Here is a 15,234-nt window from a genome sequence, read left to right on the forward strand (position 1 = left end):
TGACGATAAATAGGATAACGCCCCACAAAAGGCGCCCGGTTCTCCATGAGAGCCGCTCTGACGAATGGATTCGTTATTTTATTTCTCACGGATGAGGTGTGGTATGGAAATTTCAACAATTATAGGCTTAATCATCGGTATCGTCGCGGTAGTGGTGGGCATGCTTCTGAAAGGCGCCTCCCTTCTCGCTCTGTATAATCCGGCAGCCTATCTAATCATTCTTGGCGGCACGGCAGCAACCTTATTCATCGGGTTTCCACTAGTCGAGCTGAAAAAGATTCCAAAGCTGGTCAAGATGACCTTTCTCAAACAGAATCTGATGGACAAAACGGACATGATCAAGCTGTTTATGGAATGGGCTTCGATCACACGCCGTGAAGGACTGCTCGCGCTGGAGACCAAGGTCGATGAGATTGATGACACCTTCCTGCGTAACGGTATGCGTATGATCATCGATGGAAATGATCAGGAATTCGTACGCGATGTATTAATGGAAGATATTAATGCCACCGAGGAACGCCATCGCTCTGGCGCCTTGATCTTCTCCCAGGCGGGTATGTATGCACCATCCCTTGGGGTACTTGGAGCCGTTATCGGCCTGATCGCTGCACTTTCCCATATGGAAGATATGGGAGAACTTGCCCATGCGATTGGAGCTGCATTTATTGCAACCCTGCTTGGTATCTTCACCGGTTATGTCATCTGTCATCCCATTGCCAACAAGCTGAAGCGTCTATCCAAACGCGAAGTTGAAATCCGCTTGATGATGGTAGAAGGCCTGCTGTCCATTCAATCCGGTGTGTCCACCATCGCAATTAATCAGAAGCTCTCCGTGTTCCTGACACCGTCCGAACGGGCTGAGCTCAGTGAGAGGGAGGCTGGTGCTAGTGAGCAAAAAGACTAGGCACGAGCCGCATGAGGAGCATGCCGATGAATCCTGGCTCCTTCCTTATGCAGACCTTTTGACATTGCTTCTGGCCTTGTTCCTGGTGCTTTACGCCATGAGCGCGACCGATGCACGCAAATTTCAAGAGATGAGCGAAGCCTTCAGCGTTGCTCTCACCGGGGGTACCGGCGTCCTGGATTACAGCAAAACGCTGCCCAGCGAAGATCCGCCGAACGTTAATGATCATAAGGCATCGTCCCCTAACGTTCCCGCTACAACCCCTGACCAAAGACGGGCTGAGTTAATGCGCCAAGAACAAGAGGACCTGGAGAAACTGAAGAAGCAGCTTGATAACTATATTAAAAATAACGGTTTAACTTCGGAGCTCAGCACGAAGCTGAATCACTCCCAGCTCGTCATTACGATACGGGACAACGCCTTGTTCCCTTCCGGCGAAGCCGTTGTGAAGCCTGAGGCCCGTAAGCTGGCCAAAGCCATCTCACAAATGCTGCACAAGTTCCCGGATTATGAAATCATCGTATCCGGCCATACGGATAATGTCCCGATCGCCAACAGCAGGTATCCTTCCAACTGGGATCTGAGCTCGGATCGAGCTTTGCAGTTTATGAAAATACTGCTGACCAACTCTGCGCTTGATCCGAAACGGTTCATGCCGATTGGCTACGGCGAATACCATCCGATCGCCGATAACAAAACCGAAGCCGGACGAGCCAAGAACCGCAGGGTTGAGGTATCCATTATACGTAAATACCAAGATAGTACAACCTTTACCAACGTTGAAGATGTAACCAACGGAAATTAGTCACTACAGACTATAACACACAATAAACAACCGATGCACCTGGTCACCAGGGGCATCGGTTGTTCTGTGTAGATGCGGCATACCGCCAAACGGCTTCCGTCACACTACTCCAGCTTGTAGTTCAACAGCCGGCCGAGCTCCTCCCTCTCCTTCTCGTTGAGATCGCGCCACGAGCCGACGCGCTGGCTTCCAAGACGGATATTCATAATCCGGATTCGCTGCAGCTTTCGAACCTCATAACCAAAGGCGCTGCACATTCTGCGGATTTGGCGATTTTTCCCCTCTGTCAGAATAATTCGGAATACACGCTCGGACATTCTCGTGACCTCGCAAGGAAGTGTCATCTCACCTAAAATTTTTACGCCACTGGACATCCCTCTCAAGAATGTATCTGTAAGAGGGCGGTCTACCGTGACAATATATTCTTTCTCATGTTTCCCTTCGGAGCGAAGGATTTTATTGACGATATCCCCATCGTTCGTTAACAGAATCAATCCCTCGGAGTCCTTGTCCAAGCGTCCAATCGGAAAAATCCGTTCTTTGTGCCCGACAAAATCCACAATATTGCCCTTGATATGCAGTTCAGTTGTACTCGTTATCCCTACCGGCTTATAAAGTGCAATATATACATGCTTCTTCTTATCTTGAAGCGGCCGCCCCTGGATACGGACATCATCGCCTTCCTCAGCCTGGCTTCCCAAGACAGCAACCACACCATTAATGGTTACCTTCCCGCTCTCCACCAGCTTATCCGCTTCACGACGCGAGCAATATCCTGTTTCACTGATAAATTTATTAATTCTCAAGATGCCATCCCCTTATCTGTAACTGCTTTCCGCTCAGCCCTCAATTGCAGTCCGCTGCACTGCAGGCAGGACAATACTCACCTTTGTGCCTATGCCCACTTCACTCTCAATCTCCATCGTGCCACGATGACCCTGAATGATACGCTGGCTGACCATCAACCCAAGCCCGGTACCGGTCTCCTTATTGGTAATAAACGGTTCACCTAGATGTGGCATAAGTTCTTCCGGGATGCCTTGACCCTCATCCCGAATGTCGATCTGCACAAGCTCTGCGTTAGGTCGTTTAAGATCGATCCAGACATTGCCGCCTTCCGGCATCGCTTCAATCGCATTCTTGAGCAAATTGATAAATACCTGCTTAAGCTGGTTCTCCTCACAGTGGACAAAGGTCGGTTCTACAGCAAATGTCAATTTGAACTCGATCCCGTACAGATGGGCCTGGCTATCGAGAAAAGATATGACATCGCCCATGATAATTCTAACGTCTCTCTCCTGAAAATGAATTGCCTGCGGCTTGGCTAATATCAGGAATTCACTGACAATCAGGTTGATTCGATCCAGCTCCGACAGCATCAGATCAATATGATCCGGATTGGTTTTATGGGTCTGCTGCTGGAGCTGCAGAAATCCGCGAAGGGTCGTCAGAGGGTTCCGTATTTCATGTGCAACCCCTGCAGCCAGCTGTCCAACCGTATTCAACTTCTCCGAACGCCGCAGCAGCTCCTCAATCCGATTGCGTTCTGTTACATCCCGGGACACACTAATCATCGAGGTAACCTCACCATTCTCATCCCGCACCAGCGAGGTGCTGATGCTGACCTCAATCGTACTGCCATCCTTACGCAGACGAACGGTCTCAACCGGGGAGAGCCGTTCCCCGGCCCGCAGCCGCCGGATGCGTTCCTTTTCTTCTTCCTCTTTGGCCGGAGGCACTAACGCAAGCTTCCGCCCGACCACCTCATGCGCCTTCCAACCATATAATTGTTCAAACGCCTTGTTCACGCTAATCACTCGTTCATAGGTATCTGTGGTATGAATCGCATCCGCCGTTTGATTAATGACGGATTCCAAATATTCCTTAACGGACTGATTCTCATCAACCATCTGCTTCAATTGACTCGTGTAGTTACCCAAATTGCGGGTCATCGCATTGATTCGGCCTGCAAGCTGGCCCAGTTCATCCCGACTGCTTACCTCCAGCCTTCTATCAAAGTGACCGTCGGATACGTCGTTGACCGTCCCCAATATGGCTTGAATCGGCTTTGTAAAGTAACCCGCTACAATATAACTTCCAAAAATCACGATTTCCAGTAAAACCAGCGAGATGGCCACAAGACTGATCATCTGCTCCCTCATGACAGAAGAGATGGCCTCATAATCCATGACCACACTGATGATACTTGTCGGTTTATCCTCAGATACGATGGGGATAAAGCTTTTCAATACCTTTTTACCATGAATAGTGCTGACAAATACGACATTATCACGGGTAGCAACAGCCTGCTGTACGGCCTCCATATCCTGATCCAGGCTGCCGTAATCATAGGTACCGAACGTTATCGGTCGATTGCGAAGCTTATAATGTACGTCGTCCGTTCCATCCTCCCTCATATATTCATTGCCAAACGTTTCAGGGTTGATGCCTGTCACTTCCAATATTCGCGGATTGGATTTCAGTGTCTCTTCCACGACCGTATCCGGACTCGTAATTTTCACAAAATCCTTGATGTTCGAATTCCGTATGTAGGGATCAATGATATAATTGCGTTTGCCGTCGTAATAGTACCCCCATTTATCAATAAATTCCGGATTGGATGTGGAGAACTCAAACGGTCCCGACCAGAAATGTTCGGCGTGCTGCCCCTCCGTAACCGATACGACTTTACCATACTGAAACAGCTCCTGAAACGCGGTATACCAATAGCCCCATTTCTTAGTCGAAAGACCGATTTCCTCTTCCGCGGAGGAACGGGCAACCACGATATCATCTTGAGTGCGGACCAGCAATGAAATATGCGTGACGCCGATCTCCTTGCTGAGCTCTTCCAGCTGCCGATTGGTTATATTTTTAATATCCGGATCCAATGCTCTGGCCGCATTGACCGAGGCCACCTTCAGCATATCGCCGAATATGTCATCCACATATCCAGAACTAAACCCGGTTTGCTGGACCGTTATGGCAATCTGAGTAGCTGCCATTACCATCTTGGTTTCACTATCCTGCTGCAAATTTTCCTGGGTTGTGTAATAGTTCAGCGTAATGTTGAGCAGAAGAATAAATAATACCGATATGGACATGATCATCGATAATTTCGTCTTGATCGACAAGTGGCATCTTCACCTTTCTGCTATCACATAGACGACTTGCGAATCTATATCCTCATGATACCTTGATCACGAACGTTTGAAAAGACAGGCATAACAACGCTTTTTTACACAATCACATTGCTATTGAAATAGGGAATCCTTACAATAAAGAGGTCATTCCAGGCGAAAAAAATAACGTATCCACAGATTGCGCACAAATACACAACTCATCTGTGGATAATGTGCATAACTTTGTGCATAAAAATTTAACTTATCCACAATTCTGTCCACATCATGTTAACAAACGAATAAATGTTCGTTGAACAATGGGTATAAATACAGGGTTTTGACTGGATGTGAAAGGAGACTTTCGTTTGATACCGAATTCAATAGACCCACTGACTGTGGATAATCATAATCATGAACACTGGATGAGAGAAGCCATTGCAGAAGCACGTAAAGCCGAGGAGCTCGGTGAAGTTCCTATTGGCGCCGTCATCGTTCGTGGTGATGAGATTATTGGTCGCGGATACAATTTGCGTGAAACAACTTATGATGGAACGGCTCATGCAGAGATGGTGGCCATCCGTGAGGCAAGTCAACATCTTGGAGCGTGGAGACTGCTGGACTGTCGTCTGTACGTCACGCTGGAGCCCTGTCCCATGTGCGCAGGTGCCATCGTGCAATCCCGGGTTCCGCAGCTCATCTATGGCACAGGTGACCCCAAAGCTGGTTGTGCAGGCACTCTGATGAATTTGCTCCAGGAGCCGCGCTTCAATCACCGCACAACTGTCATAGACGGTGTACTCCAGGAAGAGTGCGCTTCGCTGCTCACTCAGTTTTTCCGACGTTTGCGTGGAAAATGACCATATGTAAAGAAACAGAAAACCCGGCCATGACGGCCGGGTTCTGTTGTCTATGATGAACGATATTAATAAGTGCCCATTTGGCTCATCGATTCCTCAAATTGCTCCATCGTGATGACATCAGCGTCTTTTGGAATACCGATTTTGAACTCTTGTTTTCCGTTGATGTTGTTGTATTGGGTACTACCCTTCACAGCCAACTTCACGTTCTCATTGGTTTCTGGATCATTGAAATCTACGTTCAATACAACATCTTGATAAGCAGGGAAATCTTTTTTATCGATCGCTGTATTGATGTTAAAAGTATTGATCTTCAGGTATTTCTGGATTTCGTCCAAGCCCGCTTTGAATTCGTCTTGGTTCACAGCAGATACTTCCGCTTTAGCTGCGTCAATATCTTCTTGCGTCAGACCCAGCAATTCACGGTACTCGTCTTTAGCTGCAATATCAACTACCTTCGGAGCAACCTTGTTTACCAGGATGTCTAATGCTTCATTAAGCGTATCATTGGTTACAAAGAATTGAACGACTTGTTTCGCATCCACGCCCTCTGGAAGAGCAGCATCTTTTACATTGATATCTTTGAAGTATTTGGCTTGATCATATTCGCTAAGCAACGCTTCAAGGATTTCATTCACGAATTTCTGAGACTTTTCGGTATCCAGGCTCTCCGGACTAAATGTTTCGCCGGATTGCTCAGCAAGCTCTTTCATATCCATCACGAGGTACTTACCTACAACATCCTCTGGGAACGGAAGCATCGGAATGCTTGGAACCTTGACGTAGATCTTCTCATTGGTCATTACCATATCAATGTTGATGGACATGGCCATGTCGCCCTTCAGATTGATCCCCATGTTCATTTCGGTTTGCATAGGCTCCGCTTGATAGATGCCATCCAGCGTAACTTCAGCATTTTTCAACATTGTCATCGCCTGGGTTACACTTGGGTCGCCTTCAACTGCAGGTATGTTAACTTGAAGGTCTTCAATGACAAATTTACTCTTCATTTCGTACGACGTCATCTTCATGGCATTCGTAGCAGCATTGGTCATCGCCGCTTTAGGCTCTTCTTTTTTGGCGCAGCCGGATAGCACAACCGTCACTGTGAGCAGCAGTGTCAGCATGATAGCTGCAAACTTCTTGTTCATTAAAATTTTCTCTCCCCTCTAACATCAAAAAAAATAACAGACCTTCTAATCATAAACCATTTACCTAAAATGAGAAACACTTTCTGGAATATTTGCTGAAATTTATATTTCCTTTCTTTTTCCAGGAGTCTTAAATTTGAACTTCTTAACATGCGAATAAGGTGGGGCCCCAAAATATTACACTTGCACACTAATACGGAAGATTTATGAAAAGGTTTCATAACGAAAAAAAGAACCTCCTGTCGAATTACAGGAAGTTCTCACGATTCTTGCTTCTAGCGCTTCTATATTAGCGCCTGGGGCCGTTTAGCCTTCCGGGTTGAAATGCCCGTCCTGCTTACGGATCTTCGCTCTGTGTGAGCCTGACAGCGGCTCCTGACCGCCACGGTCATGATCCTTGCGCCTTTTCGGCTGCTCTTGTGCTTCAGGTACTGGAATCGACTTTGGCTTGCTCATCTGGTAGCCCTCCATTTCGTGGATAACAACGATGGTTTCGGCAATCCTGTCCTGATTTCGTAAAGTGAAGGGACTGGGATATGTCATTCATATAATCAGTGATGCGTGATTTGCTGCAGCGCTTGAGCACATTCATGAATATGGCGCGTATAGTCGCCTACCATACCCTGAATATTCTCGTTACGCTCATCTGTCGTTGCGCCATCTCGCTCCACATCGACCAGTTCTACCTTCACTTCCCTTGAATCTACATACGTGCATTGAAAATCAAACGAATACTCCTGGCGCCCTGCCGCACCGATGTGAATACGGATGGCATTCGCATCCCCTTCGTCCGCAGCCACTTCGGCGCGATCGCCCGGCTTTAGAATCGTTGATAGCCTTTCCTGCCAGGCATTGACCAGCATGGCCTGATCTACATTCAGTTCTGAGTTCATGTTCACACCTCCCCTTCTCTATAAATTGCGATAATGGGCCTTGTTTTATACAGCGTCCATCCACATAGCCGAACTTTACGGACAAGCCAAGTAACGGTGTGCCCTTGCTAAAAAAAGCATACAAAAAAACCGTTTCCCTAAGGAAACGGTTTGTATTTGTTATGTATGGCGGAGAGGATGGGATTCGAACCCATGTGGAGTTGCCCCCTAACGGTTTTCAAGACCGCCCCGTTATGACCGCTTCGGTACCTCTCCATGTGGCAGTGATTACACGTAAATTAATCACGTGCAAAAATCATTATACCACAAGACAAAATAATTTATCAACTATTTTTTCTGCTCAATGATACTGACGTTGCCCATATAAGGACGAAGCACTTCTGGAATGATCACCGAACCGTCTGCCTGTTGATAATTCTCCAGAATGGCAGCAACTGTACGGCCCACAGCGAGCCCGGAACCGTTCAAGGTGTGGACAAACTCCGGCTTGCTCTTCGGCTCCGGACGGAAGCGGATATTGGCACGACGAGCCTGGAAGTCCCCTATATTCGAACAGGAGGAAATTTCCCGGTATACGCCGCTCTCTGGGAGCCATACTTCCAAATCATATGTCTTCATGGAGCCAAAGCCCATGTCCCCTGTACAAAGGGCCATCACGCGATATGGAAGATTTAGCAGCTGAAGCACACGCTCTGCATCCGTTGTCATCTTCTCAAGCTCATCAAAGGATGTTTCCGGATTTACGATCTTCACCATCTCCACCTTATTGAACTGATGCTGACGAATGAGTCCGCGTGTGTCGCGCCCTGCCGCACCGGCTTCGGAACGGAAACAGGAACTGTAGGCCACATAGTATTTTGGCAGATCCTCGATGTTCAGGATTTCTTCACGATGGTAGTTCGTTACGGGAACCTCCGCCGTTGGGATCAAATAGTAATCCGTATCGCTGATCTTGAATAAATCCTCTTCAAATTTAGGAAGCTGTCCGGTTCCGTATAGGCTGTCCCGGTTGACGATATATGGAGGCAGCATTTCTTCATAGCCGTGTTTGTCGCTGTGCAGATCCATCATGAAACTGATTAAGGCACGCTCCAGGCGAGCACCCAGACCTTTGTAGAACGTAAATCGGGAACCTGTCACCTTCGCACCTGCTTCAAAATCCAGTATACCCAGATTCTGAGCAAGCTCCCAGTGAGCCTTAGGCTCGAAATCGAAGGCATTAGGCTCCGCCCACCGGCGGATCTCCACGTTCTCCTCCTCCGAGGCGCCTACCGGCACACTCTCGTGAGGAATATTCGGAATCGCCAAAGTAAGCTCGGAAATACTCGCTTCCAGCTCACGCACTTCCTCATCCATCGCTTTAATCCGGTCTGACACTTCTCGCATCTCCAGAATCAGCTCATCTGCATTCTCACGATTCTTCTTCAGCCTGGCTACTTCAGCCGACACGGTGTTGCGGCGGTTCTTCAAACTTTCGCTTTCCTGCAGCAACTCCCGGCGCCGGGCGTCAAGCTTAGGAAAATCCGCAATTAAATCGAGCGATTTGCCACGATTCTTCAGCGCTTCTTCTACACGACTGTACTCGCTGCGCAATATTTTTACGTCTAACACGGGAAACCCTCCTAAAGTAAAACATCCATCAGTATATCGAAGCAGCTGCCCTCTATGTCTACAAAAAGCCTTGGGACAAGGCTGCATGACCTCTATTACATACGATACATCTTATTGCATTTCAGCGAAAAAGACAACTTGACTCCTGTATACTGCCTAAGAGTCAAGATGTCTTCTGCTGTAGCTATTACTTCTGTGCGGCTGCGGACTGCGAGCGGACCATCTCCACAAAATATTGATGGAGACGATAATCGTCCGTCAGCTCCGGATGATACGAGGCCGCAAGCAGATGCCTCTGTCTGGCTGTAACGATCTCATCCTTATACGTGGACAGAACCTCAACGCCTGCGCCCACTTCCAGAATCAGCGGTGCTCGAATAAAGACAGCGCGAACCTTCTCATCGATTCCTTTGACATCCAGATCGGTCTCAAAGCTCTCGCGCTGACGTCCAAATGCGTTACGGGCTACCGTGATGTCCATGAGCTTCAAATGCGCCTCTTCATCCCCTTGAATTCGCTCAGCAAGCACAATCAGTCCGGCACAAGTACCGAATATCGGTTTGCCTTGGGTTGAGAATTGAGTAATTGCATCCATAAAGCCGTATTTACGCATAAGCTTGCCAATGGTGGTGCTCTCTCCGCCAGGAATGATTAAACCGTCAACGTCCTGAAGCTGCTCTCTCCGCTTGATCGGAACGCCCTCTGCACCGGCAAGGGATATGCTTCGAATATGCTCTGCAACGGCACCCTGAAGTGCCAGTACTCCGACCTTCATGTTACCCCTTCTCTCTTACCAGCCGCGATCCTGCATACGCTCGGCTGGACTAAGCTTGGATATCTCGATGCCTTTCATCGGAGTACCCAGATTCTTGGATACTTCGGCAATCAATTTATAATCATCATAATGTGTAGTCGCTTCTACGATCGCCCGTGCAAATTTCTCAGGGCTGTCCGATTTGAAAATACCGGATCCCACGAAGACCCCGTCAGCGCCCAAATGCATCATCAATGCGGCATCTGCAGGTGTTGCTATACCACCAGCTGCAAAGTTAACCACGGGAAGCTTGCCTGTCTCATGGATGCCTTTCAGGAGGTCATAGGAAACACCCAGGTTTTTCGCTTCTGCATACAGCTCGTCCTTCGACATGTTACGAACTTTACGGATTTGGCTGTTGATCAAACGCATATGGCGAACAGCTTCCACGATATTGCCTGTTCCCGGCTCACCCTTCGTACGAAGCATCGACGCGCCTTCACCAATACGACGCAGCGCTTCACCAAGATCCTTCGCTCCGCATACGAATGGTACCGTGAAATCCCATTTATCGATATGGAACACTTCATCTGCCGGTGTCAGAACTTCACTCTCATCAAGGTAATCCACACCAAGAGACTCCAGCACTTTCGCTTCGACATAATGACCGATACGAGCTTTGGCCATAACCGGAATGGATACAACCTTCATGACTTCCTCAACGATCGTTGGGTCAGCCATCCGTGCCACTCCCCCAGCAGCGCGAATATCGGAAGGAACGCGCTCCAGCGCCATAACTGCCGTTGCACCGGCAGCTTCAGCGATTTTCGCTTGTTCCGCATTCATGACGTCCATAATGACGCCGCCTTTTTGCATTTCCGCCATACCTCTTTTTACCGTTGATGTTCCTGTTTCCATGCCCCTAGCCTCCCGATTATATGTTGTATCTCATCGCCATAACGCAATCCTGGCGATATGGTCTGTGCCTATATAGGTACATACTTGCAATGAATCTAACTCGATATTTTACCGCATCAAAATCAAATATACAACCCATTTACTCGGAATTTATAGCTGTTAAAAAAGATTTTTGATGGAATCAAACAAATCCGCAAAAAAATCGCCGATTGCCCGCAGGAACAAACTGAACCAGCCTGCCTTCTCAACCTCATCCGCCGTGATTAAGTTCACCGTTTCGGTCTGGGCATCCTTCATGCCTTCAATTTTATAGGTGTAGGTCACCGTGCCCACCTTCGTACCTTTAGCCACTGGAGCTGTCATGCTGGAGGAGTCCAGCTTGGCTTCGAACGTAATATTCTTGCCAGTCGATCCTTTGGGTACAACAAAAGTGACTGCTTTATCGGTTACGACTGCAGTTTGCTTGCCTTTACCCTTCTTCACCTCAATGCTATCAAAGCCTTCAACGGTTGCCCCAGCAGCTTGAACTTCCTTCACTTCGAAGTTGTCAAAGCCGTAATCCAGGACTTTTTTGGATTCTACAAAACGAGCTCCTTCGGATTTTGTGCCCATAACCACGCTAATCAGACGCATGCCATCACGCTCAGCGGTACCCGCGAAGCAATACTTAGCTGCATTGGTATGGCCTGTCTTTAATCCGTCCAGACCTTCGTAAGCATATTTCTTGAAGTTGGTGATATCTTTATTGGCTTCAAGCATCCAGTTATAGTTGATAATTGGATGCGTGTCGCGCGGTCGAAATTTGTGGGATTGAATGGCCGTGAATCTTGCAAAATCAGGATGATCCTCAACGATGAATTTGGCCAGTAACGCTGTATCCATTGCTGACATTACCGTTTCCTTGTCCTCTGCAGGACGATATTTCTCGGGCATGTCCGCACGGCTGAGACCTGTAGAGTTAATGAAGAATGCCGTTTTCAGCCCCATCTTTTTTGCCGTGTCGTTCATCAGGGTAACAAACTCTTCCTCGGAACCAGCCACATGCTCAGCCAGTGCTACCGTAGCATCGTTAGCTGAACCTACAGCCATAGCTATGTAGAGCTCTTCGACTGTATGTTGGTCGCCCTCAGCCAAAAATATCCGTGAGCCCACCGTTTTTTCTGCATTCTCTTTTACCGAGACCATTTCATCCCAAGCTAGCTCACCTTGCTTAACTTTCTCCGCAACGATGTACTCCGTCATCATCTTGGTCATGCTGGCCGGCGGCAATGCTTCATCAGCATTAACCGATAACAGGACCTGCCCTGTAGAAGGCTCGATCAATACGGCAGAGCTGACGTCCAATCCAAGCTGATCTATGGATGGAACTTTATCCGGCTTGGCATTATCCGTTGCAGCCTTGTCGGTTGCTGCTTTATCATCTGTAGCATTGGTCGTATCCGCTGTTGCCAGCATATGAGGTGCTGCCAATGAAACCGCCGGTGCAGCGGAGAAACACAGTATATTAAACAGCATCAAGGATGCCAGCGTTCTTTGAATTCGTTGTCGTTTATTCTTCTTTACAGACTTGTCTATCAATGGAATAACTCCCCTCTAATTCTCAATAAGTCATTAACTTGTTCTATTCTATCATAGGGGGGGTATCAAAAAAAGACAAGCTAGATGAATTTCATCCAGCTTGTCCAGGAAATAAATGACATATATTGTCTATCCTTGTTTCACCTCAGTGTATTACAAGGAATAGTTAGGTGCTTCTTTGGTGATTTGGATATCATGCGGATGACTCTCGCGAAGCCCTGCGCCTGAAATACGGATAAACTGAGTGTCATTACGCAGCTCATCCAGGTTTTGCGTGCCGCAATAGCCCATGCCGGAACGCAATCCACCAATCAACTGATGAATGGTATCGGCCAAAGGCCCTTTGTAAGCAACACGACCCTCGATGCCCTCCGGCACCAATTTCTTGTCGTCATCCTGGAAGTAACGGTCTTTACTGCCTTGTTTCATAGCAGCAAGGGAACCCATCCCGCGATACGCCTTGAAACGACGTCCTTGGTAGATCTCAGCTTCGCCCGGGCTTTCCTCCGTACCGGCAAACATGCTGCCCAGCATGACGGCACTTGCTCCGGCTGCGATGGCTTTCGTGATTTCTCCGGAGTATTTAATACCGCCATCGGCAATAATTGGCACGCCGTACTCCTTAGCAACGGTCGCACAGTCATAAATTGCTGTGATTTGCGGTACGCCAATACCAGCAATGACGCGGGTCGTACAAATGGATCCCGGTCCGATACCGACTTTAACAACAGATGCTCCGGCTTCGATAAGATCTCTTGTAGCTTCACCTGTAGCTACATTACCCGCAATGATGGTTAGATCCGGATAAATTTCACGCAGCTTGCGAACGGAATCAATGATGTTAATGTGATGTCCGTGAGCGGAGTCAACAGTAATGACGTCTACACCGGCTTTTACAAGCGCTTCTGCTCTTTCGAATGTATCTTTGGAGATCCCGATTGCCGCACCCACCAGGAGACGTCCTTGTGCATCCTTCGCCGCTCTAGGGAACTGAATTGCTTTCTCAATGTCTTTAATTGTAATAAGCCCTTTAAGAACATTATCTTCATCTACTAGAGGCAGCTTCTCGATCTTATGCTTTTGCAGGATCATTTCGGCATCCTGAAGCGTCGTTCCTACCGGAGCCGTTACCAGGTTCTCACTGGTCATCACTTCACTGATTACCGTACTGTAGTCATGCACAAACCGCAAATCACGGTTGGTCAAAATCCCGATCAGTTTATTGCTCTCATCCACGATCGGCACTCCGGAAATCCGGAATTTGCCCATGAGTTTCTCTGCATCGGATACAAGATGATCAGCATGAAGCGAGAACGGATTCGTGATAACACCGCTTTCCGAACGTTTAACCCGATCTACCTCTTCTGCCTGTTGTTCAACGGTCATATTTTTATGAATAATGCCGATTCCGCCTTCTCTAGCAATGGCAATTGCCAAAGGAGCTTCCGTTACGGTATCCATTCCAGCACTGATGAGGGGAATGTTCAATCTCACATGCTCGCTCAATTTTGTGCTAACATCCACTTCTTTTGGAAGCACCTCGGATTTTCTAGGAACCAACAATACATCGTCAAAAGTGAAGCCTTCCTTGCTAAACTTATCTTCCCACACCTGGGTTATTCCTCCTTTTTGTCGTCTTCCTGCGGACTACAACTACTGTCAGAGCGGGACCGGACGGCATTTTCAATGAATTTTCAGAAATATATTATTGCCATCTTAGCAAAGGGCCCATAGGCTGTCAAGGATTGAATTGGCCCTTTTTATGGAGGTCACAAGTATCCATCCAGCGCGTTGCCTTGTCTCTCCATAGTGGACAAAACCATTAACTTTCTTCTATAAAATGGAGACTTATCCACGTTTAGACCTTCTCTGCCATTACCCTGATCGCCTCGGATGGGATCACAGCAGCCTGTCGCATAGTATCACCCAAGCCAGCACGGGATAGTCTGTTATTTACAAATGTAAGAGCTGGACTATAGGAAAAGACCGTTATCGATTACTCGATAACGGTCTTTATGGTTGTTCGCTTGGCGACGTCCTACTCTCCCGGGACCCTGCGGTCCAAGTACCATCGGCGCTGGAAGGCTTAACGGTCGTGTTCGGTATGGGTACGCGTGGAACCCTTCCGCCATCGCCACCAAACGGCTTCAGATGTTTGATCACCTGAAAACTAGATACGAAACGAATTTGCAGCACATTGAAATATCTTTGGATAAGCCCTCGACCGATTAGTATTGGTCAGCTCCATGCATTGCTGCACTTCCACCTCCAACCTATCTACCTCGTCGTCTTCAAGGGGTCTTACTAGTTGGGAAATCTCATCTTGAGGGGGGCTTCACGCTTAGATGCTTTCAGCGCTTATCCCTTCCGTACGTAGCTACCCAGCCATGCTCCTGGCGGAACAACTGGTGCACCAGCGGTACGTCCATCCCGGTCCTCTCGTACTAAGGACAGCTCCTCTCAAATTTCCTACGCCCACGACAGATAGGGACCGAACTGTCTCACGACGTTCTGAACCCAGCTCGCGTACCGCTTTAATGGGCGAACAGCCCAACCCTTGGGACCTACTTCAGCCCCAGGATGCGATGAGCCGACATCGAGGTGCCAAACCTCCCCGTCGATGTGGACTCTTGGGGGAGAT

13 protein-coding genes, 1 tRNA gene and 2 rRNA genes (1 of these 16 cut by a window edge) are annotated in these 15,234 nt (G+C 48.1%); 3 read left to right on the forward strand and 13 right to left on the reverse strand.

Annotated features, from left to right (window positions below; genetic code table 11):
• The first annotated feature begins 103 nt into the window (after window positions 1-103).
• Entirely contained in the window at window positions 104-904 is an 801-nt protein-coding gene (motA, locus tag WDY75_RS30235) for a flagellar motor stator protein MotA (protein ID WP_006207473.1), read from the forward strand.
• A complete protein-coding gene (motB, locus tag WDY75_RS30240) occupies window positions 888-1,709 on the forward strand; it encodes a flagellar motor protein MotB (RefSeq protein ID WP_063478237.1) in 822 nt (273 codons plus the stop codon). The genes motA and motB overlap by 17 nt, the downstream gene beginning before the upstream one ends.
• A gap of 104 nt (window positions 1,710-1,813) precedes the next feature.
• Here the strand turns inward: motB and rluF are convergent, their stop codons facing one another.
• Together rluF and WDY75_RS30250 are read right to left on the reverse strand one after the other, a co-directional pair.
• Entirely contained in the window at window positions 1,814-2,515 is a 702-nt protein-coding gene (rluF, locus tag WDY75_RS30245; RefSeq protein WP_006207471.1) for a 23S rRNA pseudouridine(2604) synthase RluF, read from the reverse strand.
• Between the two features lie 33 nt (window positions 2,516-2,548).
• Complete coding sequence (locus tag WDY75_RS30250) at window positions 2,549-4,843, reverse strand: ATP-binding protein (RefSeq protein ID WP_063478236.1); 2,295 nt, start codon at window positions 4,841-4,843, stop codon at window positions 2,549-2,551.
• 353 nt (window positions 4,844-5,196) lie between these two features.
• On the opposite strand from WDY75_RS30250, the gene tadA reads away from it, so the two are divergent.
• Window positions 5,197-5,688: a tRNA adenosine(34) deaminase TadA gene (gene tadA / locus WDY75_RS30255; protein WP_006207470.1), complete on the forward strand. Its 492-nt coding sequence runs from the start codon at window positions 5,197-5,199 to the stop codon at window positions 5,686-5,688.
• A 65-nt stretch (window positions 5,689-5,753) separates the two neighbouring features.
• On the opposite strand, the gene WDY75_RS30260 is transcribed toward tadA, so the two are convergent.
• From WDY75_RS30260 to WDY75_RS30310, 11 genes are all read right to left on the reverse strand, one after another.
• Window positions 5,754-6,839 (reverse strand): hypothetical protein, encoded by a 1,086-nt coding sequence (locus tag WDY75_RS30260; RefSeq protein ID WP_006207469.1) that lies wholly within the window; start codon window positions 6,837-6,839, stop codon window positions 5,754-5,756.
• A gap of 306 nt (window positions 6,840-7,145) precedes the next feature.
• Window positions 7,146-7,295 carry a small acid-soluble spore protein P gene (locus tag WDY75_RS30265; protein ID WP_338841617.1) on the reverse strand — a complete coding sequence of 50 codons (150 nt, stop codon included), beginning with the start codon at window positions 7,293-7,295 and terminating at the stop codon, window positions 7,146-7,148.
• A gap of 95 nt (window positions 7,296-7,390) precedes the next feature.
• Window positions 7,391-7,732, reverse strand: a complete 342-nt coding sequence (locus WDY75_RS30270; protein WP_006207466.1) for a hypothetical protein — start codon at window positions 7,730-7,732, stop codon at window positions 7,391-7,393.
• Between the two features lie 166 nt (window positions 7,733-7,898).
• Window positions 7,899-7,987: transfer RNA gene (locus WDY75_RS30275), tRNA-Ser, on the reverse strand.
• A 72-nt stretch (window positions 7,988-8,059) separates the two neighbouring features.
• Window positions 8,060-9,343, reverse strand: coding sequence for a serine--tRNA ligase (gene serS, locus WDY75_RS30280; RefSeq protein ID WP_006207465.1), 1,284 nt, complete (start codon window positions 9,341-9,343; stop codon window positions 8,060-8,062).
• A 187-nt stretch (window positions 9,344-9,530) separates the two neighbouring features.
• Window positions 9,531-10,118: a pyridoxal 5'-phosphate synthase glutaminase subunit PdxT gene (gene pdxT / locus WDY75_RS30285; RefSeq protein ID WP_006207464.1), complete on the reverse strand. Its 588-nt coding sequence runs from the start codon at window positions 10,116-10,118 to the stop codon at window positions 9,531-9,533.
• Window positions 10,119-10,133: 15 nt separating this feature from the next.
• Entirely contained in the window at window positions 10,134-11,015 is an 882-nt protein-coding gene (gene pdxS, locus WDY75_RS30290) for a pyridoxal 5'-phosphate synthase lyase subunit PdxS (protein WP_006207463.1), read from the reverse strand.
• A gap of 159 nt (window positions 11,016-11,174) precedes the next feature.
• Window positions 11,175-12,593, reverse strand: coding sequence for a D-alanyl-D-alanine carboxypeptidase family protein (locus tag WDY75_RS30295; protein WP_006207462.1), 1,419 nt, complete (start codon window positions 12,591-12,593; stop codon window positions 11,175-11,177).
• A gap of 153 nt (window positions 12,594-12,746) precedes the next feature.
• Window positions 12,747-14,204 (reverse strand): IMP dehydrogenase, encoded by a 1,458-nt coding sequence (guaB, locus tag WDY75_RS30300; RefSeq protein ID WP_006207461.1) that lies wholly within the window; start codon window positions 14,202-14,204, stop codon window positions 12,747-12,749.
• Between the two features lie 414 nt (window positions 14,205-14,618).
• Window positions 14,619-14,735, reverse strand: a 5S ribosomal RNA gene (gene rrf / locus WDY75_RS30305).
• A 66-nt stretch (window positions 14,736-14,801) separates the two neighbouring features.
• Window positions 14,802-15,234: ribosomal RNA gene (locus WDY75_RS30310) — 23S ribosomal RNA — on the reverse strand (it continues 2,611 nt past the right edge of the window).

Origin of the sequence: Paenibacillus glucanolyticus (assembly GCF_037333485.1) — a bacterium.
Classification (GTDB): Bacteria; Bacillota; Bacilli; order Paenibacillales; family Paenibacillaceae; genus Paenibacillus_AQ; species Paenibacillus_AQ glucanolyticus.

Excerpts from the sequence above, each read along its gene's own strand:
- motA (WP_006207473.1), top strand. The coding sequence starts at position 104 with ATGGAAATTTCAACAATTATAGGCTTAATCATCGGTATCGTCGCGGTA.
- WDY75_RS30260 (WP_006207469.1), bottom strand. The coding sequence starts at position 6,839 with ATGAACAAGAAGTTTGCAGCTATCATGCTGACACTGCTGCTCACAGTG.
- WDY75_RS30265 (WP_338841617.1), bottom strand. The coding sequence starts at position 7,295 with ATGAGCAAGCCAAAGTCGATTCCAGTACCTGAAGCACAAGAGCAGCCG.
- WDY75_RS30270 (WP_006207466.1), bottom strand. The coding sequence starts at position 7,732 with ATGAACTCAGAACTGAATGTAGATCAGGCCATGCTGGTCAATGCCTGG.
- pdxT (WP_006207464.1), bottom strand. The coding sequence starts at position 10,118 with ATGAAGGTCGGAGTACTGGCACTTCAGGGTGCCGTTGCAGAGCATATT.
- pdxS (WP_006207463.1), bottom strand. The coding sequence starts at position 11,015 with ATGGAAACAGGAACATCAACGGTAAAAAGAGGTATGGCGGAAATGCAA.